The following is a 24,425-nucleotide window of genomic DNA, read 5'->3' as shown; positions in this document are numbered from 1 at the left end:
GGCAACGATATGGGATAGTACACAAGGAGAAGGTATTATGAGTAAACGCAACCTGACGCTGCTGACGGATCTCTATGAACTGACCATGATGCAGGGTTATTTTTATGCCAAGGACGCCAATGAAACTGTGATCTTTGACGCTTTTTACCGCGACAATCCCGACGGCAACGGCTTTGCCATCGCCGCCGGGCTGGAGCAGGTCATCGAATACATCGAGGATCTCCATTTCGATCCCGAGGACATCGATTATCTGCGCTCCACTGGGATCTTTAAAGAGGATTTCCTGGAATATCTGGCTGATTTTAAATTTACCGGCGATATCTACGCCGTTCCCGAAGGAACCGTGGTCTTCCCCAGGGAGCCTCTGGTAAAGGTCATCGCCCCCATTATGCAGGCCCAGCTGGTGGAAACAGCCCTTTTAAACATCATCAACCACCAGAGCCTCATCGCCACCAAGACCTCCCGCATCGTCCATGCGGCCGGAGGCGACGGAGTCATGGAATTTGGTCTCCGCAGGGCCCAGGGACCGGACGCAGGCATCTACGGAGCCAGGGCGGCCATGATCGCCGGCTGTATCGGCACCTCCAACGTGCTCTGCGGCCAGATGTTCGACGTACCAGTGAAGGGGACCCACGCCCACAGCTGGATCATGAGCTTTCCCGATGAGCTCACTGCTTTCCGTACCTATGCGAAGCTTTATCCGTCAGCCTGTATCCTCTTAGTGGATACGTATGATACCTTAAAATCCGGGATCCCCCATGCCATCCAGGTATTTAAGGAAATGCGGGAAGCCGGGATCCCCTTGACCTTCTACGGGATCCGCATGGACTCCGGCGACCTGGCCTACCTCTCCAAGGAGGCAAAAAAAATGCTGGATGCCGAGGGCTTCACCGATGCGGTGATCTCCGCCTCCAACGACCTGGACGAAGGACTGATCTCCAGCCTTAAGAACCAGGGAGCCGCCATCAATTCCTGGGGTGTCGGCACCAACCTGATCACTTCCAAGGACTGTCCGTCCTTCGGCGGTGTGTACAAGCTGGCAGCCATCAAGGATAAGGCCACCGGCAAGTTCATCCCCAAGATCAAGCTCTCTGAAAATGAGGAAAAGATCACCAATCCCGGCAATAAGACTATTTACAGGATCTACAGCCGGGACAGTCATAAGATCATCGCCGACCTGATCTGCCTGGTGGGCGAGACTTACGACGAAAACAACTCTCTTCTGCTGTTCGATCCTGTGGCAACCTGGAAAAAGACGCTGCTGGCTCCGGGAACCTACACTATGAAGGAGATCATGGTCCCCATATTCAAGGATGGGGTCTGCGTATACCATTCTCCCAAGGTCATGGAGATCCGAGAATACTGCAAAAAAGAGCTGGATACCCTGTGGGATGAGACAAAACGTCTGGTAAACCCCCATGAGGTCCATGTGGATCTTTCCAACGAGCTGTGGCATATGAAGACCAGGCTCCTGGATGCTTACCACTTTGAGTAAAAAGATAAACTGAATGAAACCGAGGTGTTTTTATGAGTGCAACTGATATTGCAAAATCTGTGGATGTGGATCTGGATCTGGTCCAGGAACAGGCCGCTTCCGTGGCTGAAGAGCTGATCGCAGCTGCAAAAATGAAGGAGGGCCAGATCCTGGTGGTGGGCTGCTCCTCCAGCGAGATCGCGGCCCATACCATTGGCTGCTATTCCAGCAAGGAGGTGGGAGAAGCCGTATTCAACGCCCTCTATAAGGTAACGAGAAAGCACGGCCTTTATCTGGCTGCCCAGTGCTGCGAGCACTTGAACCGCGCCATTATCATCGAAGAAGAGGCCGCATTGAAATACGGCCTGGAAATGGTCAATGTAAAGCCCCAGCTGAAGGCCGGCGGCTCCTTCTCCACCGCCGCCTGGAATGGCTTCGCTTCTCCCTGCGCCGTGGAGCGGATCCAGGCCCACGCAGGCATTGACATTGGCGACACCCTCATCGGCATGCACCTGCGCCCTGTGGCCGTTCCGGTGCGCACCGAAGTAAGATCCATCGGCTCCGCCCATGTGGTCTGCGCCAGGACACGGCTCAAATACATCGGCGGCGAACGGGCCGCTTACCAGGCACAGAAATAATACAGCTGCTTAAAAAGTGGATGTATAATGCTGATTGTAGTGTTTTAATGGAAACTGCCCATTCTGTCTGCAGACAGGATGGGCAGCTTTATTTCTGCGTATTTCTCTATAACGACCACCAATCTCCCTCCTTACGGATTCGCAAACATCGCCGTCAGGAGCGCCACATATTCCTCTCCGATCTCAGAAAAAGTTTTATCCTTTCGTTTCACATACCCAAAACAGAGCTCTGCACTGCGGTCCTCAAACGGAAGCTCCACCAGCCCCGTTTCTGACGGCTGGTACCGGGCATTATAAAGATATTTCAGGGGACCCACTGAAAATGCTTTTCCCTGACGTAAAATATCCTGTGCCAGAACATAATCCGGTACATCGATCAAGGTATGGCAGCTGATCAGCCTCTGGTAGGATTCCAGAGCACGCAGATAAACCTCCATCGGACGATACAGCACAAACGGATATGCTTTGCACATATGAAGCGTCACTGACCGGATCCGGTCTTTGACAAACGGATGATTTGCTCCCACAATAATGCTGAACGGAGAGGTTCCGAGGGGCACAAATTCCAATCCCAGAGACGTAAACGTTTTATGCCAGATCCGGCTCTGATCCTTTACCAGACCTAAGATCCCAATATCATACTCATGCGAGGCTACACTTCTTGGAATATTTTCAAAGGAAATATTATTCATATGAAGATGAACCGTCTGACCCGAATAGTTTCTGCATAATTCTGAAAATGCCCAGCGCGCGATCGTCATATGATGGCTGCATACATGAAACTCTTCAATCGGAGCGCTGGCGCTGTTTTCTCCCAGTTCCTTTAAAACCTGATACTGCTTATAGTATGGCTCTGCAAATGCAAGAAAATCTTTCCCAAACGGAGTCAGACAGACCCCGTTTGGGGTACGGTAAAAAATCGGCTGATGAAATTCCTCTTCCACTGCTTTCACTGCCATGCTCAGATTAGGCTGCTGCATATAAAGCTTCTGGGCTGCCTTTCCAATAGATCCACACTCTACGATCTCCAGGATCTGCCCTATCTGTTCAATGCGCATGAAACAGCTCCTCCCGTCTATTTTTTGTTAAGAAAATCCACGATGGTACATAAATATACCTTTGCAATATTGACCACATCTGTCACTTCCGCCGTTTCATTATAGGAATGGATCCCGGAAGGAGTTGAAGGTCCATACTGCAGCGTCGGGATACCCGCATACCGGAAAAATCTGGCATCGCTGCTGGCCCATTGGTATGTACGTGTCAAAGGCTCTTTCCAAATCTCCTGGACGTTCTCTGCCAGGCATTCTACAATACCCGCTGTCCTCGGTGTGCTGTTGGGCTCTGAACGCCATGAAAAGGAGTATTCCACATCCTGCGCTCCAGATTCCTGAATGATCCTGCAGATTTCCTCCTCTACAGTTTTTGTGGAAATTCCAATGGGAACCCGTATATCAACCTCCGCCTCTGCGTGGTCTGGTACCATATTGATCTTTGTACCTCCATTTATCTTCCCAATGTTTACACTGCAGTGATTCAGAACGTGGGCTGCCCCCTTTGCTGTAAGCCTCCGTCTGGCATTTTGTTTTGAATCCTCCATCACTGCCGCTGTATCATCGTCATAACGGGCAGGAATATTTCTAAGGTCTGTGATACGCCCCAGTACCCGCATGAGTTTTTCAATGGCATTCTCTCCTACAAAGGGCGCCAGACTTCCATGTGCCGGAACCCCACTTGCAGTAAGCTTCAGCCAGCAGCACCCCTTCTGACCAATTTCGCAGTTAAAATACCCAGAGGGCTCAGCAATTATACAGGCATCCCCTGTAACCATGCCGCTTTCAACCAGCCATTTCGTTCCCCAGGAACCACTTACTTCCTCATCTGGAACAATCGCCAGCATTACCTCTCCGTCCAGTTCCACCTGTTCATCTGACAGGACTCCCATAGAGAACAGCAGCCCTGCTAAACCACATTTCATATCCGAAGCTCCGCGTCCAAAAATTTTTCCATCGCGGATTTCCCCGGAAAATGGATCAAACTCCCATTTTTCCAGGTTTCCCGGCGGCACCACGTCTGAATGACCATTGAGGATTAGCCGACGGCCTCCCTTCCTGCCCAATGTTGCCACTATGTTGGGGGTTGTCGGAGTCGGATACAGTACCTCGTATGAAATATGATGTTCCTCTAAATATCTGCATATAAATGAAGTGATCGCTTCCATCTCTCCCGGCGGATTGACGCTGGGGATTTTTATCAGGTCACTGCACAGCTTTAACAGCTCTTCTTTTCGATCTTCCATTAACGATACGAGGTATTGGTGCTTTTGCATAGATGAAACCCTCTTTCTGTAGAAATTTTATATGCTTCTATCTTACAACGGGATACTGTACTTTTCCTAGATGGAATTTTTACAGAATCCATTTCCTACTTTTTGTTTATAATGTATATTTACATTCTATTTTTTCCTCAATAGTAACTATTTCGTATATAATAATAATTTTTTTCGACATATATTTCTGATTGTTTTCTCAGCAAAAATATGACTTCCCATATATAAAATCCTGCCAAAATCAAGAAATCCTTACGAAAAATCACCATATCTGCGCTTATTCCCTTAAAACAGGAAAAAATATATATGGAAAGTAATATGTTTTTTATATTGGGCAATTTCACGTTTATATTCTATAATATCGTTTAAAGTACAGCAAAACACACAAAGGAGGAGTTACCATTGCTTTTAAAAGAAATCTTAGACATCTATAATTTACTGGATAGTGCACATGCAGATGGAAATTCCATCAAAACACATCTTCTGAGGATCCGCTCAGATGCCAATGTGGAAGTAGTCCCTATCGTTACTCCAAAAGGAAGCACCGATATCATACGAATTCTGGTAAAAGGAAAGAATGGACGCAGCCAGAACGGCACCGCCCCCACCATTGGCCTTATGGGCTGGCTTGGAGGGATCGGAGCTCGTCCAGATGCTGTGGGCTATGTATCCGACGGCGATGGTGCCCTGGCTGCTCTTTCCGTGGCAGCAAAGCTTCTGGATATGCAGAATAAAGGCGACTTCCTGGAAGGCGATGTTTATCTGGCTACCCATATCTGTCCTGCAGCTCCCACCAGGCCTCACGATCCTGTTCCTCTCATGGATTCCGAGCCATTCCGTGAGCGTGTCAAGGAAGAGGCTTTTGCTCGCGCCGAGCATCTGGATGCCCTGATTTCCTGTGATACCACAAAGGGAAATTCCATTATCAACTGCCGTGGTTTTGCCATCTCTCCCACAGTCAAGGAAGGCTGGATCCTAAAAGTCAGCAAGGATCTGCTTCAGGTTTTCCAGAATACCACTGGGGAACTTCCAAAGGTTTTTGCTGTAACAAACCAGGACATTACTCCTTACGGAAACGGGATCGATCATCTGAATGGAATCATGCAGCCCGGTACTATGACAACGGCACCGATGATCGGAGTCGCGATCACGACCCAGTCTGTGGTAGCTGGCTGCGCTACGGGAGCCACCCATTTCGAGGACGTGGAAGCGGCCGCCCGGTTCATGCTGGAAACTGCCAAAGGCTTTGGTGCCGGGAAAATACAGTTTTATGACAAAGAAGAATATGAACGTCTCATTCACCGGTACGGTTCACTCCGGCATCTTCAGACCATGGGGCATGAACAATGATGAAAAAGAGAAAAATCGGTGCGGTCACTGTGGGGCAGTCTCCGCGCACCGATATTACAGCAGATGCAGATACATTCTTTCACGGGCAGGTCGAAATTCTTGAATCCGGCGCTTTGGATTCCTATTCTTTAGAAGAGGTCCAGTCCCTTTCCCGGCCAGAGGGCGACTATCTTCTGACCAGCCGGATGCGGGACGGTGCAGAAGTCCATGTGGCCAGAAGCCATATTCTTCTGAATCTCCAGAAATGCATTTCGCATCTGGAGTACCTTGGAGCAGAACTGATCCTTATGTTCTGTACTGGAGAATTGGGAAGTTTTTGTTCCTCGATTCCGCTTCTGGAACCTGGTGCTCTTCTAAGACAGACCGTTCCCTTAGCCTGTTCCTCACGACACATTATCACCCTCACTCCATCTCCGGCACAAGCTGACCAGAGTGAGCGGCGATGGAGGTCCTGGCTTCCGGAATTTACTTTTACCTCCCTGCCTGTATCTCCCTACGCCGTACCGCCAGATTTTTCTGAAGCCATAAAAACCATATCCCGATCCAGCGATACCGGATTAGTAATCATGGACTGCCTTGGCTTTTCCATGCAGATGAAAAAAGAACTTGAAAAACAGTGTACCAAAAAAATCCTGCTGCCCAGGGAGGTTCTCTTTTCCAAAGCTGCAGATCTGTTAGAAATTTCAAAATAAAAGGAGGATCAGAGTATGAATAAAGACAAAACAAAAGCCTCTCCGTCCCCCCAGGAATCGGTCATGGTCACCATGGAGCCTGGAAAGATCGTGGATGCACGTACATTAAAAGCGTCTGATCATGTAAAAGCGTTGGATCCTGTACTTTTAGTCATCACTGCTCTCACCGCATGCCTTGGAGCCATCATCGGACTGGAACTGATCACCCGTGTGGGAGTTACCCAGAATACCTCAATCACAGGGGCCCTTCTGGCTGTGGTGCTCAGTATGATCCCGCTTCCGCTCTTTAAGCGTTTCCGCAACATCCATGCGCAGAATCTTGTCCAGACCTCTATTTCCGGTGCAACCTATGCGGCTGCCAACGCCATGATCATGCCCATTGGCGTTCCCGTTCTTATGGGGCGCAGTGATCTTATGTTCCCAATGCTCATCGGCGCGACCCTGGCCACTATTGTGGATGGTTTCCTGATCTATAAGGTCTTTGACTCCCCAATGTTTGTGGCTACCAATCCATTTCCGTCTGGTATTGCCACCTCAGAAACGATCCTGGCTCTGGCCAACCGGGGAAAACGATCTCTGTTGCTGTTTGTAGGTATGGCAGCCGGCGCCGGCGGAAAGATGTTCGGCATTCCCATGGATCTTTTCGGCGTATCCTGGTTTGGAAATGTCGCCGCCATGACAGCCTTTGCCATTGGAAGCCTTGTAAAAGGCAGCGTGATTCCTGCCTGGACCGCAGCGATCAGTGCTGATGGAACTGCACCAGTTATGATCTCGTATCTGCCTCATGGAATTATGATCGGCGCGGGGCTCGTATCTCTGGTTCAGGCTGCATTAATGCTCTTTAAACGCAGCGAAAAAACCAAGAAAAGCCAGGATGAGATGAACTGCTCTGTAACCATGGACAGCATGAGAAAAACTCTGACCACAGGCTTCCTGGCCTATCTGGCCATTGCCCTTTTCCTGGCCCTTATTACAGGCATCTATACAGAAATGGGAATCGTGCAGCTTATTATCTGGATCCTGTTTGCTGCCTTTGCCGCCATTGCCTCAGAGCTGGTAGTCGGTCTCTCTGCCATGCATTCCGGATGGTTCCCGGCCATGGCCACTGCCCTGATCTTCTTAATGGTCGGCATCATGATGGGATTCCCTCCGCTGGCCTTAGGTATTCTGGTCGCCTATACAGCCGCTACCGGCCCTGCCTTTACCGATATGGCCACTGACTTAAAAGCTGGCTGGATTTTAAGAGGACGCGGTGTCAATCGTGAATTTGAACTTGCAGGCCGCAAACAGCAATTTATCAGTGAAATGGTCGGGTATCTGGTTGCCTTTGTCATGGTCGCACTAATGGCAAAAACATACTTCAGTCAGGATTTATTTGTACCTACTGCGAGAACGTATATCGCCACCATTGAAGCTGGAGCGAATTTTGAAATTGCCAAATGGCTGGTCATCTGGGCCATCCCGGGAGCCATCATTCAGATATTAGGCGGCCACCGGCAGCTGGGAATCTTATTTGCCACTGGCCTCCTGATCGGAAACACATTAAATGGCCTTACAGTATTTGTAGCCCTGGCCATCCGTGTAGCTGCATTAAAGTGGAAAAAGAAACAGGCACAGGATCTTCTGTATATTCTGGGTGCCGGATGTATTGCCGGATCTGCTCTTTACAGCTTCTTCTCCTCCACTTTAAAGCTTGCAGATGTGAAAAAGAAATAATCAATCATAGAGGCTTATATCAACCAGGGGCCGTTGCAAAATAGATGAGAAATCATCTATGGAGCAAGGGCTCCTCTTTTATGTCAAAAAACAGAAAACGGACTCAGAAGAGCCCGTAATCCATGGTATAATTAATATCCAGTAATTCCAAATACCATAAAAATTATACCTAATTTCAGCGAGGCTTATCAACGGGTTTTGCCATTAAATATGGAAGGTTTGGTTCCCAACAATGAATCTGTCCGGCTGCTCAGCCACGAACCGGAGGAATTAGATTACAGCTTGCCAGGCAGAAAGCTCCCTGCCACAGCACGATTGCCCGTTTCCGCACAGGCTTCCTTGCAGACACTCTGCGAAAGTCTTTTTTCAGACTTTTTTCGTAAGGAATGCAGTCGCTTAATTATTTTTAAATGATTCTCCCATTTTTGAAAACCTTTTGAGGAATTTTATCTGATGAAATTTGATGTATTAGCTGATTTAAATTTTTTCCCTCTAAAACGGACTCTTTAGCCTCTGGCTCATCCTTTTCACTTGGTGATTGAAAATGTGCAAGTGAAATATGCAGAAAGCGTAAGCCACTATGATTTTTCTTATTTGAAGCCAAAACGCTGCTTTTTCCGGCACTATATGCACCAGAAATAGCTACATTTTTAATATCAGGATTTTGAAATACATAATCTATTGCTTTCTCATAAACAGCTAAATCCACATCATCAGTTGGCGTCAGCCTCTCGAATTTATATTTGCTTTCTGCCATATTCGTCATATTCTCTCTTATTTCAATACTCAGCACTAAGCAAAAAATCCGCCAGGTGTATGATTTTTACACCATTCACATTTCCTGAGGCCAATTCATCCAGCGTCACAACGTATTTAGGATAGTGATCCCTGATTTCAAGGAGATTGGCGATTTCCCGATCAGATTCCTCCGGCAGCCTGCGGCATACCTGAACGTAGATACGCTCATCGCGCTGCACTGCCACAAAGTCAATTTCTTTCGTTCCGTTTTTTCCGATATAGACCTCATAGCCTCGACGCCGCAGCTCAAAATACACGATGTTCTCCAGCATAGCCGCTATGGACTTTGGATTAAATCCCATGATGCAGTATTTTAGGGACGCATCTGCCAGATAGAATTTTTCCTGGGTTTTCAGTACAGATTTTCCCTGCAGATCATACCGCTGGCAGCGATAGATCACAAACGCCTTTTCCAGCCAGTTCAGATAGTTATAAACCGCCTCCACCGACAGAGAGCGCCCCTCGCTTTTGAGAAACTTCGCAATGGCATTGGCCGAAAAGGTCTTGCCCACGTTTTCCACGATATACTTTACAACACGATTAAATAAATCAAAGTTCGTGATATTATGCCTTTTTGTAATATCGTTCGTAATAACAGAGTTATAGATACCCTCCACGATCTGATAGGCGGAGCGTTCATCAAAGTTGCCCAGCGCCACAATTGGGAAACCACCCAATCGCAGATATTCATTTAACAATTCCTTTGGATGACGGGAATCTGATTTTTTGAATTCTAAATACTCAGAAAAAGACAACGTATAAACCGGAATGGAAATATACCGCCCTGTCAAGTAGGTGGATATTTCGCTGGACATCAGTTTGGAATTGGAGCCGGTCACATAAATATCAGTGTTGGCATTCTCCAACAGACTATTGACCGCTTTTTCCCAACCTTCGATTTCCTGTACTTCATCCAGCAAAAGGTAGTAGCGCCCTTCATTGGTCATTTGCCTCTTTATACCGTTATACATATCTTTGTCGGTCATACCGTCATCAAAATCCTCCGACGTATATCGCATACTGATAATATGGTCTGCGGCAATCCCACTTTCCAGCAGATCATCCCGCAGCATATCTAAAATTGTGGATTTGCCACAGCGCCGGATTCCCGCTAATATCTTCACAAGCGGAACGTCCCGATAGGTTTTCAGCGTATTCATATAGTCTGACCGGATAATCATATCACTCGCCTCCTCATTTCCTACTCATAGTATACAGAAAAAGTTCTTGGATATCAATAGTTTTTACGTTTAATACGTAAAAACTTATTATATTTCAAAACTTTTTCGTATTGGATGGTTTGAGTATGTAAAATTAAAAAGACAAAGCAGAATTCTGAGATTCGATGATAGAAGGCGGATGTTATGAAGGAAAAGATTCTTATGGTCTTCTTTACAGTAGTATACTTTCTTATCTTCTGCTATTTTATTGATTTGGTTTTCAGAAATACCCTGAGCATATACAGTGACGTGTTGGGTAATTGCATTTATTATAAGCGTTGCACTGGCTGATCATACAGTGAAAAAACCAAAAGACCAGGAGCGATTATAGAGCCAGCAGATTCCCACTTATCAAGCAGTACACAGTAAAATTAAATAAACCACCCCAAGGGACAGCCGGGAAAACCGACTGTCCTCTTTCTATGCCTACGGGCAGAAAGGAGCAGCCATCCATGACAATCTGGATACTATTATAACTGCCGGATACTTGCCACAGGACAGGGCATATCAGAATGATTTCAACCGTCTTGTGGCAAAGATCTAAAAAACTGACAAATCCTGACTGCAAAGAGATCAAGATCGTCTCCCCCTCTATCTGTACCCCTCTCCCATGCTCTTCTTATCAAACACGTTCTGGTACACCAGATACTGGTATTCCTCCAGCACCCCCTCCTCATCCTCCATCCTGGAGTTCCACTGGCCGGAGGCGTCGAAGCAGCCGAAGGCGTTCATGGCTGGGTAGGCGGCCGCCGTCTCAAAAAGGAAGCTCTCATAGGCATTCAGGGGCACTCCCGCCGCCTCCAGCAGCAGGGGACGCAGAAAGCCCGGGGAGGTGACCACATCTGACATCTCCTGAATGTCAAAATTCGCCCAAAGGATAAAGCTGGCGTAATACCGCCTCTGGGAGTCCAGCTCCCCGTCCCGTTCCTCCAGCTTCTGGTCCATGAACTCCGATACGCCTTCGTCCATGCTGGGCTGGTGGTCGCCGAACATCAGGATCACCGTGTCCTCCTCTGCCTCTGAGAAGTAAACAGTCAGCTCCTTAAAGGCCGCGTCAGATTCGCGGATCAGAGACAGATATTCTAACATCTGCGGCGTCTGGAGCTCCTGATCCACAGGCATCACCGTCACATCCACCGCCGGTTCGTCCTCCGAATATCCGCCGTGGTTCTGCATGGTCACATTGAACATGAAAAATGGGCGGCCCGGCTCCCTTTCCTCATAAAGATGGATCACATTTTTAAAATCTGCCCGGTCGCTCACATAGGTGCGGAGATATTCCTCGTGGGGCAGGCTGTCCTCCTCTGAATAGAACGCATCCAGTCCCAGAAGCGGATACACCGACGATCTGCGGTAGCTGATGGGCAGGTACGGATGATACGCCGCCGTCTGGTAGCCCAGCTCCTTCAGCTTCCAGGCCAGGGACTGCTGGACACTTCCCATATACTGGACATAGGGACTGCTGCCAGGAGGCAGGAAATAAAGGCTGTTGCCCGTGAGGAATTCATACTCTGTGTTGGCCGTTCCCCCTCCGTAAACCGATGTAAGGACCTTTCCTCTGACCGCATTGTCCATGGAATGGATATTGGGAAACACGTCTGTGTCTGTCTCAAAGCCGTAAATGGCCGGAAGGTCCGCCAGGGTCTCATTCATAATAACGATTAGATTGGGGTAACGGTCTCCGGCTTCCCTAAGAAGTCCCGTTTCGTTCCCAGCACCGTCCAAAGCCGTCTCCAGGATCTCCTCCGCCCGCTTTGCCGTATAGCCCTCCGGCGTCTTCACCCTCCCCATCTTTATAAAGGAAGCAAAGGAGAGCAGATATCCCTTTTCTCTTGTGATGATCTGGAGATTGGAAAAATTGTCAAAGGTGGGAAGCTTCGCCGCAAAGACCGCAGCCGCCGCAGCCGCCAGGGCCACATTCCCCAGAAATCCTCTGAGCCTTCTTTCACAGCGGGCTGTGCCCAGGGCAGAAAACAGCGTAAGGACTGTCACCAGAAGGGCCAGGACCGCAGCTGCCGACACTCCATCCAGAGACAGGGAATAATTTCCCAGCACATGGACAGCCGTCCCCGCATTGGCAATATCAAAGTATTCCAGGGGATTGTTTCTCAGCGCACCGTAATAATGGTTAGCCACCGAAAGCACTCCAAAAAGCAGGGCCGCTCCCGAAAAGGCCAGAGCCGCGTTTCCCAGGACCAGCAGAAATACCGCCGGCACCAGGGCGCACAGGACCAGGTTCAGGACCAGATAAAGCGGTGTCTGGAAATCGAAGGTAGCCAGGTTCAGAAGCTCGGCCGCGGAAAACCATACAAAGGAAAAGGGGACCGCAAGTCCCAGGCTGCACCAGATGTTTTTCCGCTTTCTTCCCGCTCCCAGATGCAGGGACATAATGGTAAAGACCTCCAGGCCCAGAACAAACATCCAGCACAAAAGATGTTGACGTCCCGCTCCGTCATTGTCCATGAGGGGTTTTCTGAGGGTCCACAGAATCCCGGCCTTTAAAATTGCCTGTAGCGCCGCAGCGGCCAGGATGGGGGGCCATTTTCTTGGAAAGCCCATGGCCGCCGGTCCGGATCTCCCAGAGGATCCCCTCCGTTCCTCCTGCCGGAGCATGAAAAGCCGCCTCCATCCCAGTACTTCCAGGACCGCCAGAAGCCCCAGAGCCCAGGCGGACAGATACAGCTTCTGAAAATCCAGGATCACTGCCAGGCGGTCGTTGACCACCGCGCCCTCCACCGTAAGCACTGCCCCCGGCTCCGTGGCCAGATCCAGGCGGATGGCACTGACTCCCCGGTACCCCTGGGCACGGCCGAACCGGGCCGAGAGCCTTCCGTCTGTGAGCGCCATCGTCCGGTAGCCCGCCGACGGGATCAGATAAAGCTGGGCCTCCGAGCCGGCTCCTCCTACACCAGATACCTCCACCGTAAGAAACCGGACGTTCACCGGCTCTCCAAAGGCGTAATAGATCCACGGATCACTGGAAAGAGACGTCAGCTCCCCCCGTTCTCCCAGTTCAAATTCTTTTAGGTTCCTTCCATTTTCCCCAAAAAGCGCTTCCCTGGAAATAGAAAACTGGGGGCAGGCCCGAAGCGTCAGACCTGTCCCCACCACATTCATCACCAGAAAAGCTGCCAGGATCAGCAGAAGGAACGGATTCCGCCCCCTACTGCTCACGGAAGGTTACCGTTCCCGTCTCTGCGTCCATGGCATCCACGATAGCCAGGGATTCCAGACGGTAGCCCAGGTTTCTTATGATCCGGCCGCCGCTCTGGAAGCCCTTTTCAATGGCGATCCCGATCCCCTCTGTAATGGCTCCAGCCTGGGCTACGATGGATAAAAGCCCCTGAAGCGCACAGCCGTTGGCCAGGAAGTCGTCGATCAGGAGCACATGCTCCCCTTCCTTTAAAAACTTTTTGGATACGATGACCTGGTTTTTGCATTTATGGGTAAAGGATTCCACCTCTGCCACATACATTTCTCCGTCCAGATTGATGCTCTGGGTCTTTTTGGCAAATACCACCGGCACATCGAAATATCTGGCGGCAATGCAGGCAATGCCGATCCCGGATGCCTCGATGGTCAGGATCTTGTCCACCTGTACGTCTGCAAAGCGGCGCTTGAACTCCTCTCCCATCTGCTCCAGGAGACGGATATCCATCTGATGGTTTAAAAAGCTGTCAACCTTTAATACATTTCCTTCTTTTACGATCCCGTCCTTCTGGATCCGTTCTTCCAAAAAATTCATGATTTTTCCTCCAGTGTATGCAGTTCTAAATACTTAGTCAACTATATCACAGACCCGTCCTCCTTGTAAAGACGGTTCCTATGGGATCTGGAACCCATGGTCCATGGGGCCGGAACCAGAGCCCAGATCCAGCATGGCCTCCAGCGCGCCGGACAGATACTCCTTGGCCCTCTCCACCGCCTGCTCCAGGCTGTATCCCCTGGCAAGCCCTGAGGCAATGGCGCTGGACAGCGTACAGCCGGTCCCATGGGTGTTGGGATTGTCGATCCGCCGCCCCATGAACCAGCAAAAGCCGCCGTCACGGTACAAAAGATCGTTGGCATCGTTTAACCGGTGACCGCCCTTACATAAAACAGCACAGCCGTACTCCCGGCTTATGATCTCCGCCGCCCGGACCATGTCCTCAGATGACCGGATGCAGATCCCAGAAAGCACCTCCGCCTCCGGGATATTGGGCGTCGCCACCGCAGCCATAGGCAGAAGGAGCTCCTTTAAGGCTCCCACAGCATCCTCGTCCAGGAGCCTGGAGCCGCTGGTGGAGATCATCACCGGATCCACCACGATATTCTCCGCTTTATAATAGGAAAGCCGTTCTGCAATGACCCGGATCAGCTCCCCTGAGGATACCATCCCGATCTTTACGGCATCGGGACGGATATCCGAAAAGACGCTGTCGATCTGCATGGCTAAAAATTCCGGCGTCACAGGAAAGATCCCGGAGACCCCTGTGGTATTCTGGGCCGTCAGGGCCGTAATGGCGCTCATGCCGTAAACACCGTTGGCCAGCATGGTCTTTAAGTCTGCCTGGATCCCGGCCCCGCCGCTGGAATCGCTGCCCGCAATGGTCAGGACCGTCTTCCGGCGTCTGTGCCTTCCCAGATACATCTCCGCCGTCTCTTTAAGCCGTCTGGCGGCCGCTTCAATATCCGGCTGGCCGAAAATGGCGCTGACCACGGCCACTCCGTCGGCCCCGGTCCCTTTTAAAGGCTGGATCCGGTCCGCCCGGATCCCTCCGATGGCCACCACCGGGATATCCACCGCCCGGCATATGGCCTTTAAGGTCTCCACCGTTACCTGGGAGGTATCCGATTTGGTATCTGTGGGATACATGGCTCCCACGCCCAGATAATCGGCCCCTCCGGCCTCCGCCGCCTTTGCCTGCTCCACGGTCTTACAGGACACGCCGATGATCTTTCCCGGCCCCAGACGCCTTCTGGCCTCTTTTACGTCCATATCCTTCTGGCCCACATGGACCCCGTCGGCCCCGGAGGCCAGGGCGATCTCCACATCGTCGTTGATGACAAAGGGAACATGGAAGGAATCACACAGCTCCTTTATGGTCGCAGCCTCCTCTAAAAATAAGCGGCGGTCCAGATTTTTTTCCCGGAGCTGCACAAAGGTCACTCCTCCCTTTAATGCCTTTTCCACCTGGTCCTTCAGGCTTTCCCCCTTTAACCAGGCCCGGTCTGTCACCGCATATACAAGCATGTCCTCCGGTCTGCAGTTCATGTTTCTGCTCCTCCTTTTTTGATTTTCCAGTCCGTACCGCCCCGGGCGGCCCGGCATGGGCTTTTGTGATCTTGTCACGGAAGCCCCCGCCTCCTTCTGGTATGATACAGATATAAAGAACGAAAATAAACGATCAGCCACAAGGAGGTTTTTCTATGTCAGTTATGAATATCACAAGCGAAAACTTTGAACAGGAGATCATGGGAAGCGACCGTCCTGTCCTTCTGGATTTCTGGGCGTCCTGGTGCGGCCCCTGCCGGATGGTATCCCCCATTGTGGATGAGATCGCAGAGGACCATCCGGAGATCCGGGTGGGAAAGATCAACGTGGATGAACAGCCGGAGCTGGCCGGACAGTTCGGCGTCATGAGCATTCCCTCCCTGTTTTACATGGAAAACGGAAAAGTCGTCCGTAAGACCATGGGCGCCATGCCAAAACAGCAGATCCTGAAATTCATTGGAAAATAAGCAGCAGCGGTCTTTTATGTATCCGCCAGTACGGAAAGCCCCTTCCGGTCCAGGATCTCCACAGCCCCCCTGGAAAGCCGTACCAGGCCCTCGGTCTGGAAATACTTTAACATCCGGGTGACCACCTCCCTGGCGGTGCCCATATGGCTGGCGATCTTTTCATGGGTGATCTTAAGGGTATCCGTCTCCTCCAGGACGCTTTCCTCCAGAAGGAAGCCCGCCAGCCGTTTATCGAAGCTCTTCCACATCACCTGGTCCATGAGCCACATGACATCCGTAAACCGGGATGCCATGATCTGGCTGGTATAGTTGGCCACCACGGCCGACCGCTCCATCAGCCCCTTATAAAAATCCGGCGGGATGATCCAGAGCTCCGTGTCCTTCTCCGCAGAGATGAACACGTCAAACTGGAGACTGCTCATGATGCAGGAAGCCGAAAACAGGCAGATATCCCGCTCAAACAGCCGGTACAGAGTGATCTCCCTCCCCTCTTCGGAGATCATATGGGCCCGGAGCTGGCCGGAGGCGATCACCAGCAGGCCGGTGCATACGCCGTCTCCGCCATGGAGAAGCGTGCCTTTTGGAACCCTCCGCTTCACCGCCGCATAATCGAGCCTTTCCTGGTCTGCTTTGTCCAGCTGGTCATAAATGGGAAAATACTGGGATATGGTCATGGCCTTCCGCCTCCTGTTCTGTTATATGCTCCCATTATACTTCATCTTCGGGGCACAGTACAGATGCTCTTCTTATTTTTTCAGACAGAAAAACAGGCCCGGCGCTTTTTACGCATGGCCTGTTTTTCTGTTGCAGCATTGATTTGTTTCTGCCCCGGTCTCCCCTCCTCATGGGAAACGGCAGCATCCGGATCAAAAAGATTGGAGAAAAGATCCAGGATGGCTGATCCGCAGGCATCCACTCTGCGGAATGGGGCATCTCTCACACGGAGAACTGTATGGTATTACAAAAAGTTTGTATGGATTCCAAATTGTTTGGATGATTTCATTATACTGTCTCCCTTTCTGGTTGTCAAGGGGTTTTCTGTATGAATTTATGTACAAGCCTGGGTTCCCAGGCTTTCTTCCAGATGGTATACTGGCTGTGTAAACAGACCGTATACTATCGCGAATCTGGTTTCTGCGTTTACCGCGAAAATCCAGGCGCTTAATTCCCCCGGAGGGGGACGTGAAAGGAGGGGACCTTATGAAGAAAAAAACAAAATGTCTGGCTGCCGCGGCCATCCTGGCGGGAGGCCTTCTGGCCGCAGCCATCTATACCCGCCCCCGGACCATCGCCCAGCGGTATCCGTTCCTGGACCTGGACCAGTGTATCCAGATCCACGGATATTACAGTGAAGGAATACAGGCAGAGGACACCCGCTTCCTCATAACACCGGAGGACCCGCACTTTAAAGAAGCGCTCCGGCTGTTTGGCTCCCCTGCCTTCCGGACAAAACTGGGGAATCTCCTCCCCCGCAGAACAAAAACCCACCGATACAGCGAAGGTGATTTCCAGTGGATCGTCCTGTTCCGGTTTGAATCTGTTCTTTTTCCCTCCAAAGATACGGGAACCGGAGATCTTCTCCATGTGAATAATTTCTATGGAGACCTGACCCTTCATTCCGACGGGGAAACGGTGCAGTGCGGCTTCTCCGGCCAGGAACCGTGGACCCGGGATGTCATGGACATCATCACCCTGTATCCTGTATCGGAGCAGCCTCCGGCGTCCGATAGTGTAACTTTATCTGGGGAAAATTAAGAAATAAAAAAATAAGGCGATTTCCTTTTATAGTATAATGTAATCACCACAAAAACATTTACGAAAGAAGGAATCGCCTTATGTATTATAGTATACAGGATTTCATTGAAAATGGAATAGCAAATTTAGAAGAATGTGAAAAAAGTTTAATGAAAAATCCCCTTAACTGGACGGATCAAATCCTGGGAATCCAGCAGATATTAAGAAAGTTTGGAGCCGCAGTTATTTCCGAATTATTAGAAGAATGTAATACAATACTGGAAAATAGTATAAAACGCCGTGCCTTCTGGCGGATAAAAGACCGGACAAAAAAGCATCTGCTGACTTCTGTAGGGATGATTGGATTTACCCATACCCGTTTTGAACACAAGGAAACGGGAAAAACGGCATACCTGCTGGACCAGATCCTGGGGATCCAGCCCCATGCAAGGATCAGCCGTGATCTAGAGTGCCGTCTTTTGGAAGAGGCAGCCCAGAGCAGTTACCGAAAAGCTGGTTATACGGCCAGTGAACAGGATCCGGTAAGCGGCCAGACCGTGATGCGCCATGTCCACCGTTTAAAATGTATCCGGCAGGAAAACGGTCAGGATCAGGAAAAACGCCGTGTAAAGCAGCTGTATGTAGAAGCAGATGAGGATCATATCGCACTGCAGTTCCATGAGAAAAAAGGAGACATAAAACGTTTTAAGGGGCATGGGGATAATGGCCGCATCATAAAACTGGTGTATGTACATGAAGGGATTGAAACGGAGGGAAAGCGTAGAAGTCTGAAACACCGGAAGTATTTTGGAGGGTATTACACAGGAGAGGAAAATAAACGTTTGTGGGAAGAAGTAAAAGAATATATTGAAGAAACGTATGATACGGATTCCCTTGAAACGATATACTTCCAGTCAGATGGAGGAGGCTGGATGAAGAAAGGAATGGAACTGTTAGGAGCAGATTTTGTGCTGGATGAATTCCATCTGAAAAAGTATGTGAAACGGATGGTGCGTAGTACGGGAGAGCCGGAGCGTGAAGCAGAAGTAAATGAGTGGATAAAAGAGGGGAAAAAGAAAGAACTGGAGGAGTGGGTAAAAGAGAAAGCCGCGGTACTGGAAGAGAAGGAAGGGAAAAAACTGGAAAATAGTTATGGATATATAAAAAGGAACTGGAAAGGAGTCCGAAACCGTGTAGGAAAGAAGGCGGGAGTGCTGGGAAGCAGTACGGAAAGCCATGTGAGCCATGTGATATCAGCGAGGATGAGTTCCCGCCCGATGGGTTGGAGTAAAGAAGGAGCAAAAAAGCTTTCATTTTTGAGAATATATTGGAAAAATGGAGGAAAGATGGAACAACTGCTGTCAGAAGAGAGGAGGTGTGAGGAAAAGAGAGGGGAAGAAAAGATCCTGAGTGCAGCAGAGCTGATACACTGGGAGAAGCAGACGAAAAAACATAATGGAAAATATGTGGATGCAGTACAGGCCAGGCTGAACAATTATAGATTAGCGAAGCTATATCTTTATCCTGCAATCAATAAGATATGCGGGTAAGGTCTGTGTAGATGGATCCCCAGGTAAAGTTACACTATCCCGGCGTCCTCCGGAATTTGACAAATGGCCTCTGCGGAATTATAATAGATATGATGTCCGCATCGGGCGGACAAATCTGAACCAGCACCGAAAGGGGAACATTGTGGAGATAGGAAACTACCTGGACTTTGACTTTTTGATCCGTTTTCTGGAGGGGCTCCAGAAATTTCTTGGTGAGGACAGCGAGATCCTCATCCATGACTACCGGAAGGGCTACGACCATACCATCGTGTACGCGCTGAACGCAGACTTAAGCGGCCGTCACGTGGGCGGTTCTCCCAAGGGTGGTATGATCACCCAGTTCGGAAAGAGCATTGAGCCCTTAAAGGACAGTATCCAGACCTTTTCCAACGGGCCCAAGGATCGTTTTTTTAAATCCTTTACGACACTGATCCCCGATGAAAACGGGAAGATCATCGGCTCTGTCTGCGTCAACCTGGATGTGTCCCAGCTTCTGATCGCACAGAACGCCTTACAGGCCTTCATCCAGCACCCGGCTACGGATATCCACACGCCCCCGGCCACCGATATGGACGCCCTGGCGACGAAAAACGTGGACGATATCCTCCAGTATTATATGAACCAGGCCGAAGCCCTGGTGGGCAAGCCCATGTCCCTGATGAATAAAGAAGAAAAAATAAAAGCCCTGGACTACCTGGACCAGAAGGGCGTATTCAAGATCTCAAAGACCAGCGTTCTCCTCTGCGAGACGCTTCAGATCTCCAAGTACACTCTGTATAACTATCTGGAAGAGGCCAGGTCCGGCCGGAGCGATGAGGAGGCGTAGGATACGCCTCCTTTTTCTGTCCTGGAGCCAGAAACGCTGTCTGTCAGGTCCTCTGCCCCGGCTCATTCCTCTTTATGGCTTCACCTTCCCGTAAATGCACAGGTTATATATGTTCCCATTTTTATCCACCGCCTGCTTTAAAAGCCCCTCCAGCTCAAAACCGTTCTTTTCCAGGACCCGCCTGGATGCCTTATTTGGCTCATAGACCCGTCCGGTGATCCGGAGGATATCCAGGAGCCTCCATGCCTCTTTGCATATGAGCCCCGCTGCCTCTGTCATGATCCCCCGGGACCAGACGCCCCGGTCCAGCATATAGCCGATCTCCGCGCCGCAGCGGTAAACGTCCGTTCCCTGCTCCACCGAGATATTTCCAACGACCTTTCCATCCAGACAGACAGCCCGGAATACCCCGTCCTTCCCGTCACGGTCCAGGGTCATTCCGATCCACCATTCTGCGTCCTTTTCTGTATATGGGAACGGCAGGCTGTTCCTTACATAAGACCGGTCCACACCATTGCAGAGCCTTGCCAGATCCTCCTTATCCTCCATGGTCCAGGGCCTTAAGCTGACACTTCCATTTCTTTCCATTGCGCTTCCTCCCTCTCCGCTGTCCGGCTGTAATTTTGTACCAGTATACCCATTTATTCCAAAATTGTCAATATATTTTTATATTTATCTTTTACATACAGAAAACTCTCCCGCAGCCCATGGCTGTCTGGGAGAGTTTCCTGTTGGGGTATTTGGGGGTATATAAGGTATGTATCCAATATTAGGGGATCGTCGTCGGTTACAGCATGGCCTCCAGCTTTTCCCGGATGGCCAGGATGAAATCCCTGCTGTTTAGCACGGTGGGGTTGGGAAGGGTGGTCATAAGGGCCAGATCCTTCGTCATCTTTCCGCCTTCGATGGTATCGATGGTGGCCTTTTCCAGCTTATCCGCAAAGGCTGCCAGCTCCTGGTTTCCGTCCAGCTCGCCGCGCTTTCTCAGGGCTCCGGACCAGGCGAAAATGGTGGCCACCGAGTTGGTGGAGGTCTCCTCTCCCTTTAAATGCTTATAATAGTGACGCTGTACGGTTCCATGGGCCGCCTCATACTCATAGTATCCGTTGGGGGATACCAGCACCGAGGTCATCATGGCCAGGGAGCCGAAGGCGGAGGAGACCATGTCGCTCATAACGTCGCCGTCGTAATTCTTGCAGGCCCAGATAAATCCGCCCTCTGCCTTCATGACACGGGCAACGGCATCGTCAATAAGGGTATAGAAGTATTCAATGCCTGCGGCCTGGAATCTCTCTTTATAGGACGCTTCGTAGATCTCTGCAAAAATATCCTTGAACCGGTGGTCGTATTTCTTGGAAACCGTATCCTTTGTGGCAAACCACAGATCCTGCTTCGTCTCCAGTGCATACTCAAAGCAGCTCTTTGCAAAGTTTTCAATGGAATCATCCAGGTTGTACTGGCCCTGGACCACGCCCGGACCCTCAAAGGCATGGACGGAAAGAGTCTCCTCCGGAGAGCCGTCTGCCGGCGTATACACCAGCTTCACCTCACCTGCGCCGGGGATCCTGAGCTCCGCGTTTTTATATACGTCGCCGTAGGCGTGTCTTGCCAGGGTGATGGGCTTTTTCCAGTTCTTCACACAGGGCTCGATGCCTTTGACCACAATGGGGCTGCGGAACACAGTGCCGTCTAAGATGGCGCGGATGGTGCCGTTGGGGCTCTTCCACATCTCCTTCAGGCCGTATTCCTTTACCCGGGCCGCGTTGGCGGTGATGGTAGCACATTTGACTGCCACGCCGTACTTCTTTGTGGCCTCTGCCGCATCCACGGTCACCTGGTCGTTGGTCTTGTCCCGGTATTCCAGGCCCAGGTCATAATATTCTGTGTTTAAGTCGATAAAGGGCGTAAGGAGCTCATCCTTGATGTACTGCCAGAGGATCCTGGTCATCTCGTCTCCATCCATCTCCACCAGGGGAGTCTTCATCTGAATCTTTTCCATTTCCATATTCCTCCTAAATTAAAGAACCATGGCTACGATCACGTTATAGACTGCGCAGCTTACAACGCTGATGGGTACGGCCACAAATAACAGGCGGTTGAACAATGCGTTTCTCTCCTCCTCGTTTCCGCAGGAGCCCAGGATCAGGCTGCCGCCGGAAGAGAACGGGCTGATGGCGCTGGACTGTGCGCCCAGGACCGTGCAGGCAAAGAGCACAGCCGGGTTCAGTCCCGTGGACACGGCCAGGGCCGGGATCAGCGGGAACAGGGCCGGGGCCACCACACCTGTGGTGGAGCTGAAGAAGCTCATGAACGCTGCCACCAGGCTGAAGGCAATGGGGACCAGAGCCACCGGTACGTTGGAGCCGATCCATGCAGACAGGGCGTCGATGGTGCCTGCCTTAACGGCCACTGCGATCAGCATGCCTGCTCCGGCGATCATGATGATGGTGTTCCACGGTACGCGGGCGATGACCTCCTTCTGGGGGGCCAGGTTCATTAAAAGGGCGATCACGGTGAAGCAGATTGCCACCAGGCCCACGTCGATCTTACTGCTGATGGCTGCGATCACGCCATTGCCCGGCATTACCAGCTTTAATAAGGGGAATACCAGCACCACTGCCATCATAAGAAGCATCAGGTTCAGAGTCATTTTCTGTTTTTTATCAAAGGGCTCCGGCTTTTTAAAGGTGATCCCCTTTCCTATGTTCCGGTTGGCCTTGAAGCCATAGCGGAAGATGGCGATGAGGATCAGGGAGAACACGATGGCAAAGCCGAAGATCTTAAATTCCTCGCTGAAGGAGTCGGGAGCTGTAAGGGCCGGTTCCGCCTCATAAGCAGTCTCCATCAGACCGCGGAATACAACGCCCAGGGCCGCTGTGGGGAAGTTTCCGCCTGCCAGGGCGCCGCAGTTGATGGCCACGGCTCCGGTGAGCTTATCCATTTTGGCCTCGTCACAGATCACTAAGGTGATGGGGGCCAGGAAAGCCAGTACGGTAAAGTATGCCGCTCCCATGACAGAGAGGATCACTGCCACGAAGAAAAGGGCAAAGGGAAGGAGTCCTGGAAAGCTCCTGCATGCATAAAGCAGGGCAGAGGACATTTTTTCAAGGGTTCCGTTGATGGCTGCAAAATTGTAAAACAGGGATACGGACAGGATGACGAACATGGTGCTGGTGGGCCAGCAGGCGATCAGCTCCTTCGTCTTCATGCCCAGTGCAAAGCATCCGATGAGGTATGCGAATGCGATGCAGAAAAATCCCGTATTGATCTTTGTCTTGTAACCCAGCACGACGGCCAGGGCTATGGATGCCACAAGAACAACGCTGATCATATCATTTTCCTCCTTAAATGCGGTATCTTAATCCTCCAGTCCCAGCAGACGGGACGGGATGGTCCTTGTCATATGGTATACGTGCTCCTCCGGGATCCCGTGATCCACCAGATACTGCATGTACTCCTCCATGGCCAGCTCCCAGTGGGGATTTTCCGTCTGGCCGCCGTCGGTGTCCACCATCACGTTCTGGTAGCCCACCTCTTTGATGATCTCCGCGTTGGACGGAAGGTTGCTCTTATACTTTCCGCCGCCCATGTTCTGGGCGTAGCAGCGCTCCAGGATCACGTCATAGTCCTTTACGATCCGCACCTGGTCCTCCACGCTCATGTCCACGATCCACCACTCGGGATGGGTGACCACAATGTTCTTAACGCCTGCGTTCCTGGCCGCCTCCACTACGATGAAGGCCTCCTCCGGAGACACATGGGCCGTCCCCAGCACTGCATTATGATCCCGGATAAGACCGAACACGTCGTTCAGCTCCGGAACCACCTTTCCGTCTCTCACCACGTCCACGCAGCCCGCCGGATCCAGATTGTTTTTCACCATATGGTTCCTGGCTGACTGGGTCGGAAGCCACACGACCTTCGCTCCCAGCTTTAAGGCCACGTCCACGGCCTTGGGGTTGATGCCGCCCACCACCTTATTTAAGGTAATGCTGCCGAACATGGTAAAATTGTTGGTCTTTCCATGGACGATCTCGTTGTGGCGGTTGCACAGGTAGGCCCGGTCCATGGTGGTTCCCTGGTGGGTCTTTAACACAATGGCCCGAGCACCCACGCGGATCCCGGCTTCCATCATCTCGAAATCGTCATACGCCCGGAGCCGCAGATCCGGATTCGTGTGCACATGCATGTCGATGACGCCTTTCATTGACACTTTGCTCATTTTCTTTTCCCCTTCCAATCTTTTCATTTGTGCAATTCGTTCATCCATCCGTTCATATGGAATTGCTTTCTGTCAATATTTATCTTATACTATTCCCATAATTAGAGAAATATAAAATATCAAATAGTTTATATCGGAAAAACCGATGGCAGAGC

Annotated in this window: 21 protein-coding genes and 2 pseudogenes; 10 read left to right on the top strand and 13 right to left on the bottom strand. The window is 50.7% G+C overall.

The annotated features are described in order from the left end of the window. Window positions 1-37 precede the first annotated feature (37 nt). Window positions 38-1,495, top strand: coding sequence for a nicotinate phosphoribosyltransferase (locus tag ACI6NM_RS14250; protein WP_022272469.1), 1,458 nt, complete (start codon window positions 38-40; stop codon window positions 1,493-1,495). Between the two features lie 32 nt (window positions 1,496-1,527). After that, entirely contained in the window at window positions 1,528-2,112 is a 585-nt protein-coding gene (locus ACI6NM_RS14245; RefSeq protein ID WP_262427007.1) for a TIGR01440 family protein, read from the top strand. A 131-nt stretch (window positions 2,113-2,243) separates the two neighbouring features. On the opposite strand, the gene ACI6NM_RS14240 is transcribed toward ACI6NM_RS14245, so the two are convergent. Together ACI6NM_RS14240 and ACI6NM_RS14235 are read right to left on the bottom strand one after the other, a co-directional pair. Next, entirely contained in the window at window positions 2,244-3,170 is a 927-nt protein-coding gene (locus ACI6NM_RS14240; RefSeq protein ID WP_215653506.1) for a LysR family transcriptional regulator, read from the bottom strand. Between the two features lie 17 nt (window positions 3,171-3,187). Next, entirely contained in the window at window positions 3,188-4,411 is a 1,224-nt protein-coding gene (locus ACI6NM_RS14235) for a M20 family metallopeptidase (protein WP_262427024.1), read from the bottom strand. A 432-nt stretch (window positions 4,412-4,843) separates the two neighbouring features. Between ACI6NM_RS14235 and ACI6NM_RS14230 the strand changes: the two genes are divergently transcribed. From ACI6NM_RS14230 to ACI6NM_RS14215, 4 genes and pseudogenes are all read left to right on the top strand, one after another. After that, entirely contained in the window at window positions 4,844-5,791 is a 948-nt protein-coding gene (locus ACI6NM_RS14230; RefSeq protein WP_215653504.1) for a DUF1177 domain-containing protein, read from the top strand. Then, entirely contained in the window at window positions 5,788-6,483 is a 696-nt protein-coding gene (locus ACI6NM_RS14225; protein WP_262427006.1) for an AroM family protein, read from the top strand. Before ACI6NM_RS14230 ends, ACI6NM_RS14225 begins: the two co-directional genes overlap by 4 nt. 15 nt (window positions 6,484-6,498) lie before the next feature. Then, window positions 6,499-8,199, top strand: a complete 1,701-nt coding sequence (locus ACI6NM_RS14220; protein WP_262427005.1) for an OPT/YSL family transporter — start codon at window positions 6,499-6,501, stop codon at window positions 8,197-8,199. Between the two features lie 134 nt (window positions 8,200-8,333). Further along, window positions 8,334-8,573: pseudogene (locus ACI6NM_RS14215) on the top strand (IS5/IS1182 family transposase); the annotation flags it as partial. 32 nt (window positions 8,574-8,605) lie between these two features. Here ACI6NM_RS14215 and ACI6NM_RS14210 read toward each other — a convergent pair. The 6 genes and pseudogenes from ACI6NM_RS14210 to thiE all read right to left on the bottom strand — a co-directional run. Then, on the bottom strand, window positions 8,606-8,956 hold the full coding sequence (locus ACI6NM_RS14210; protein ID WP_262427004.1) for a YobI family P-loop NTPase: 351 nt from the start codon (window positions 8,954-8,956) through the stop codon (window positions 8,606-8,608). A gap of 22 nt (window positions 8,957-8,978) precedes the next feature. Further along, on the bottom strand, window positions 8,979-10,178 hold the full coding sequence (locus ACI6NM_RS14205) for an ATP-binding protein (RefSeq protein WP_262427003.1): 1,200 nt from the start codon (window positions 10,176-10,178) through the stop codon (window positions 8,979-8,981). Between the two features lie 630 nt (window positions 10,179-10,808). Continuing rightward, window positions 10,809-13,391 (bottom strand): LTA synthase family protein, encoded by a 2,583-nt coding sequence (locus tag ACI6NM_RS14200; protein ID WP_262427002.1) that lies wholly within the window; start codon window positions 13,389-13,391, stop codon window positions 10,809-10,811. Continuing rightward, window positions 13,381-13,962 carry a xanthine phosphoribosyltransferase gene (locus ACI6NM_RS14195; RefSeq protein WP_022272484.1) on the bottom strand — a complete coding sequence of 194 codons (582 nt, stop codon included), beginning with the start codon at window positions 13,960-13,962 and terminating at the stop codon, window positions 13,381-13,383. Before ACI6NM_RS14195 ends, ACI6NM_RS14200 begins: the two co-directional genes overlap by 11 nt. A gap of 78 nt (window positions 13,963-14,040) precedes the next feature. Then, entirely contained in the window at window positions 14,041-14,847 is an 807-nt protein-coding gene (gene thiD, locus ACI6NM_RS14190; RefSeq protein WP_252207556.1) for a bifunctional hydroxymethylpyrimidine kinase/phosphomethylpyrimidine kinase, read from the bottom strand. Window positions 14,848-14,874: 27 nt separating this feature from the next. Continuing rightward, window positions 14,875-15,450 (bottom strand): annotated as a pseudogene (thiE, locus tag ACI6NM_RS14185) (thiamine phosphate synthase); the annotation flags it as partial. A 176-nt stretch (window positions 15,451-15,626) separates the two neighbouring features. On the opposite strand from thiE, the gene trxA reads away from it, so the two are divergent. Beyond that, a complete protein-coding gene (trxA, locus tag ACI6NM_RS14180) occupies window positions 15,627-15,938 on the top strand; it encodes a thioredoxin (protein WP_022272487.1) in 312 nt (103 codons plus the stop codon). Window positions 15,939-15,952: 14 nt separating this feature from the next. Here trxA and ACI6NM_RS14175 read toward each other — a convergent pair whose 3' ends face one another. Beyond that, window positions 15,953-16,612: a Crp/Fnr family transcriptional regulator gene (locus ACI6NM_RS14175; protein WP_022272488.1), complete on the bottom strand. Its 660-nt coding sequence runs from the start codon at window positions 16,610-16,612 to the stop codon at window positions 15,953-15,955. A gap of 526 nt (window positions 16,613-17,138) precedes the next feature. On the opposite strand from ACI6NM_RS14175, the gene ACI6NM_RS14170 reads away from it, so the two are divergent. From ACI6NM_RS14170 to ACI6NM_RS14160, 3 genes are all read left to right on the top strand, one after another. Then, window positions 17,139-17,693, top strand: a complete 555-nt coding sequence (locus ACI6NM_RS14170) for a hypothetical protein (protein ID WP_262427001.1) — start codon at window positions 17,139-17,141, stop codon at window positions 17,691-17,693. An 80-nt stretch (window positions 17,694-17,773) separates the two neighbouring features. Then, window positions 17,774-19,222 (top strand): ISLre2 family transposase, encoded by a 1,449-nt coding sequence (locus ACI6NM_RS14165; RefSeq protein WP_316451094.1) that lies wholly within the window; start codon window positions 17,774-17,776, stop codon window positions 19,220-19,222. A 142-nt stretch (window positions 19,223-19,364) separates the two neighbouring features. Continuing rightward, on the top strand, window positions 19,365-20,048 hold the full coding sequence (locus ACI6NM_RS14160) for a helix-turn-helix transcriptional regulator (protein WP_022272490.1): 684 nt from the start codon (window positions 19,365-19,367) through the stop codon (window positions 20,046-20,048). Between the two features lie 72 nt (window positions 20,049-20,120). Here the strand turns inward: ACI6NM_RS14160 and ACI6NM_RS14155 are convergent, their stop codons facing one another. From ACI6NM_RS14155 to ACI6NM_RS14140, 4 genes are all read right to left on the bottom strand, one after another. Then, window positions 20,121-20,636, bottom strand: coding sequence for a GNAT family N-acetyltransferase (locus ACI6NM_RS14155; RefSeq protein WP_158357734.1), 516 nt, complete (start codon window positions 20,634-20,636; stop codon window positions 20,121-20,123). Between the two features lie 199 nt (window positions 20,637-20,835). Then, window positions 20,836-22,047 carry an NADP-dependent isocitrate dehydrogenase gene (locus ACI6NM_RS14150; RefSeq protein WP_158357736.1) on the bottom strand — a complete coding sequence of 404 codons (1,212 nt, stop codon included), beginning with the start codon at window positions 22,045-22,047 and terminating at the stop codon, window positions 20,836-20,838. An 18-nt stretch (window positions 22,048-22,065) separates the two neighbouring features. Continuing rightward, a complete protein-coding gene (locus tag ACI6NM_RS14145) occupies window positions 22,066-23,379 on the bottom strand; it encodes an SLC13 family permease (RefSeq protein WP_022272493.1) in 1,314 nt (437 codons plus the stop codon). Between the two features lie 27 nt (window positions 23,380-23,406). Then, complete coding sequence (locus ACI6NM_RS14140; RefSeq protein ID WP_262427000.1) at window positions 23,407-24,270, bottom strand: DUF6282 family protein; 864 nt, start codon at window positions 24,268-24,270, stop codon at window positions 23,407-23,409. Between the last annotated feature and the right edge of the window lie 155 nt (window positions 24,271-24,425).

Origin of the sequence: Pilosibacter sp. YYHA0881, from assembly GCF_051602715.1 — a bacterium.
GTDB lineage: Bacteria > Bacillota > Clostridia > Lachnospirales > Lachnospiraceae > Alitiscatomonas > Alitiscatomonas aceti.
This window is presented reverse-complemented; position numbering and strand designations above follow the sequence as displayed.

What these genes read in the sequence shown, in the direction of transcription:
- ACI6NM_RS14170 (WP_262427001.1), top strand. Translation starts at nt 17,139, where the DNA reads ATGAAGAAAAAAACAAAATGTCTGGCTGCCGCGGCCATCCTGGCGGGA.
- ACI6NM_RS14220 (WP_262427005.1), top strand. Translation starts at nt 6,499, where the DNA reads ATGAATAAAGACAAAACAAAAGCCTCTCCGTCCCCCCAGGAATCGGTC.
- ACI6NM_RS14150 (WP_158357736.1), bottom strand. Translation starts at nt 22,047, where the DNA reads ATGGAAAAGATTCAGATGAAGACTCCCCTGGTGGAGATGGATGGAGAC.
- ACI6NM_RS14145 (WP_022272493.1), bottom strand. Translation starts at nt 23,379, where the DNA reads ATGATCAGCGTTGTTCTTGTGGCATCCATAGCCCTGGCCGTCGTGCTG.
- ACI6NM_RS14140 (WP_262427000.1), bottom strand. Translation starts at nt 24,270, where the DNA reads ATGAGCAAAGTGTCAATGAAAGGCGTCATCGACATGCATGTGCACACG.
- ACI6NM_RS14245 (WP_262427007.1), top strand. Translation starts at nt 1,528, where the DNA reads ATGAGTGCAACTGATATTGCAAAATCTGTGGATGTGGATCTGGATCTG.
- ACI6NM_RS14235 (WP_262427024.1), bottom strand. Translation starts at nt 4,411, where the DNA reads ATGGAAGATCGAAAAGAAGAGCTGTTAAAGCTGTGCAGTGACCTGATA.
- ACI6NM_RS14175 (WP_022272488.1), bottom strand. Translation starts at nt 16,612, where the DNA reads ATGACCATATCCCAGTATTTTCCCATTTATGACCAGCTGGACAAAGCA.
- ACI6NM_RS14225 (WP_262427006.1), top strand. Translation starts at nt 5,788, where the DNA reads ATGATGAAAAAGAGAAAAATCGGTGCGGTCACTGTGGGGCAGTCTCCG.
- ACI6NM_RS14155 (WP_158357734.1), bottom strand. Translation starts at nt 20,636, where the DNA reads ATGGAAAGAAATGGAAGTGTCAGCTTAAGGCCCTGGACCATGGAGGAT.
- ACI6NM_RS14240 (WP_215653506.1), bottom strand. Translation starts at nt 3,170, where the DNA reads ATGCGCATTGAACAGATAGGGCAGATCCTGGAGATCGTAGAGTGTGGA.
- ACI6NM_RS14205 (WP_262427003.1), bottom strand. Translation starts at nt 10,178, where the DNA reads ATGATTATCCGGTCAGACTATATGAATACGCTGAAAACCTATCGGGAC.
- ACI6NM_RS14250 (WP_022272469.1), top strand. Translation starts at nt 38, where the DNA reads ATGAGTAAACGCAACCTGACGCTGCTGACGGATCTCTATGAACTGACC.
- trxA (WP_022272487.1), top strand. Translation starts at nt 15,627, where the DNA reads ATGTCAGTTATGAATATCACAAGCGAAAACTTTGAACAGGAGATCATG.
- ACI6NM_RS14165 (WP_316451094.1), top strand. Translation starts at nt 17,774, where the DNA reads ATGTATTATAGTATACAGGATTTCATTGAAAATGGAATAGCAAATTTA.
- thiD (WP_252207556.1), bottom strand. Translation starts at nt 14,847, where the DNA reads ATGTATCTGGGAAGGCACAGACGCCGGAAGACGGTCCTGACCATTGCG.
- ACI6NM_RS14195 (WP_022272484.1), bottom strand. Translation starts at nt 13,962, where the DNA reads ATGAATTTTTTGGAAGAACGGATCCAGAAGGACGGGATCGTAAAAGAA.
- ACI6NM_RS14210 (WP_262427004.1), bottom strand. Translation starts at nt 8,956, where the DNA reads ATGGCAGAAAGCAAATATAAATTCGAGAGGCTGACGCCAACTGATGAT.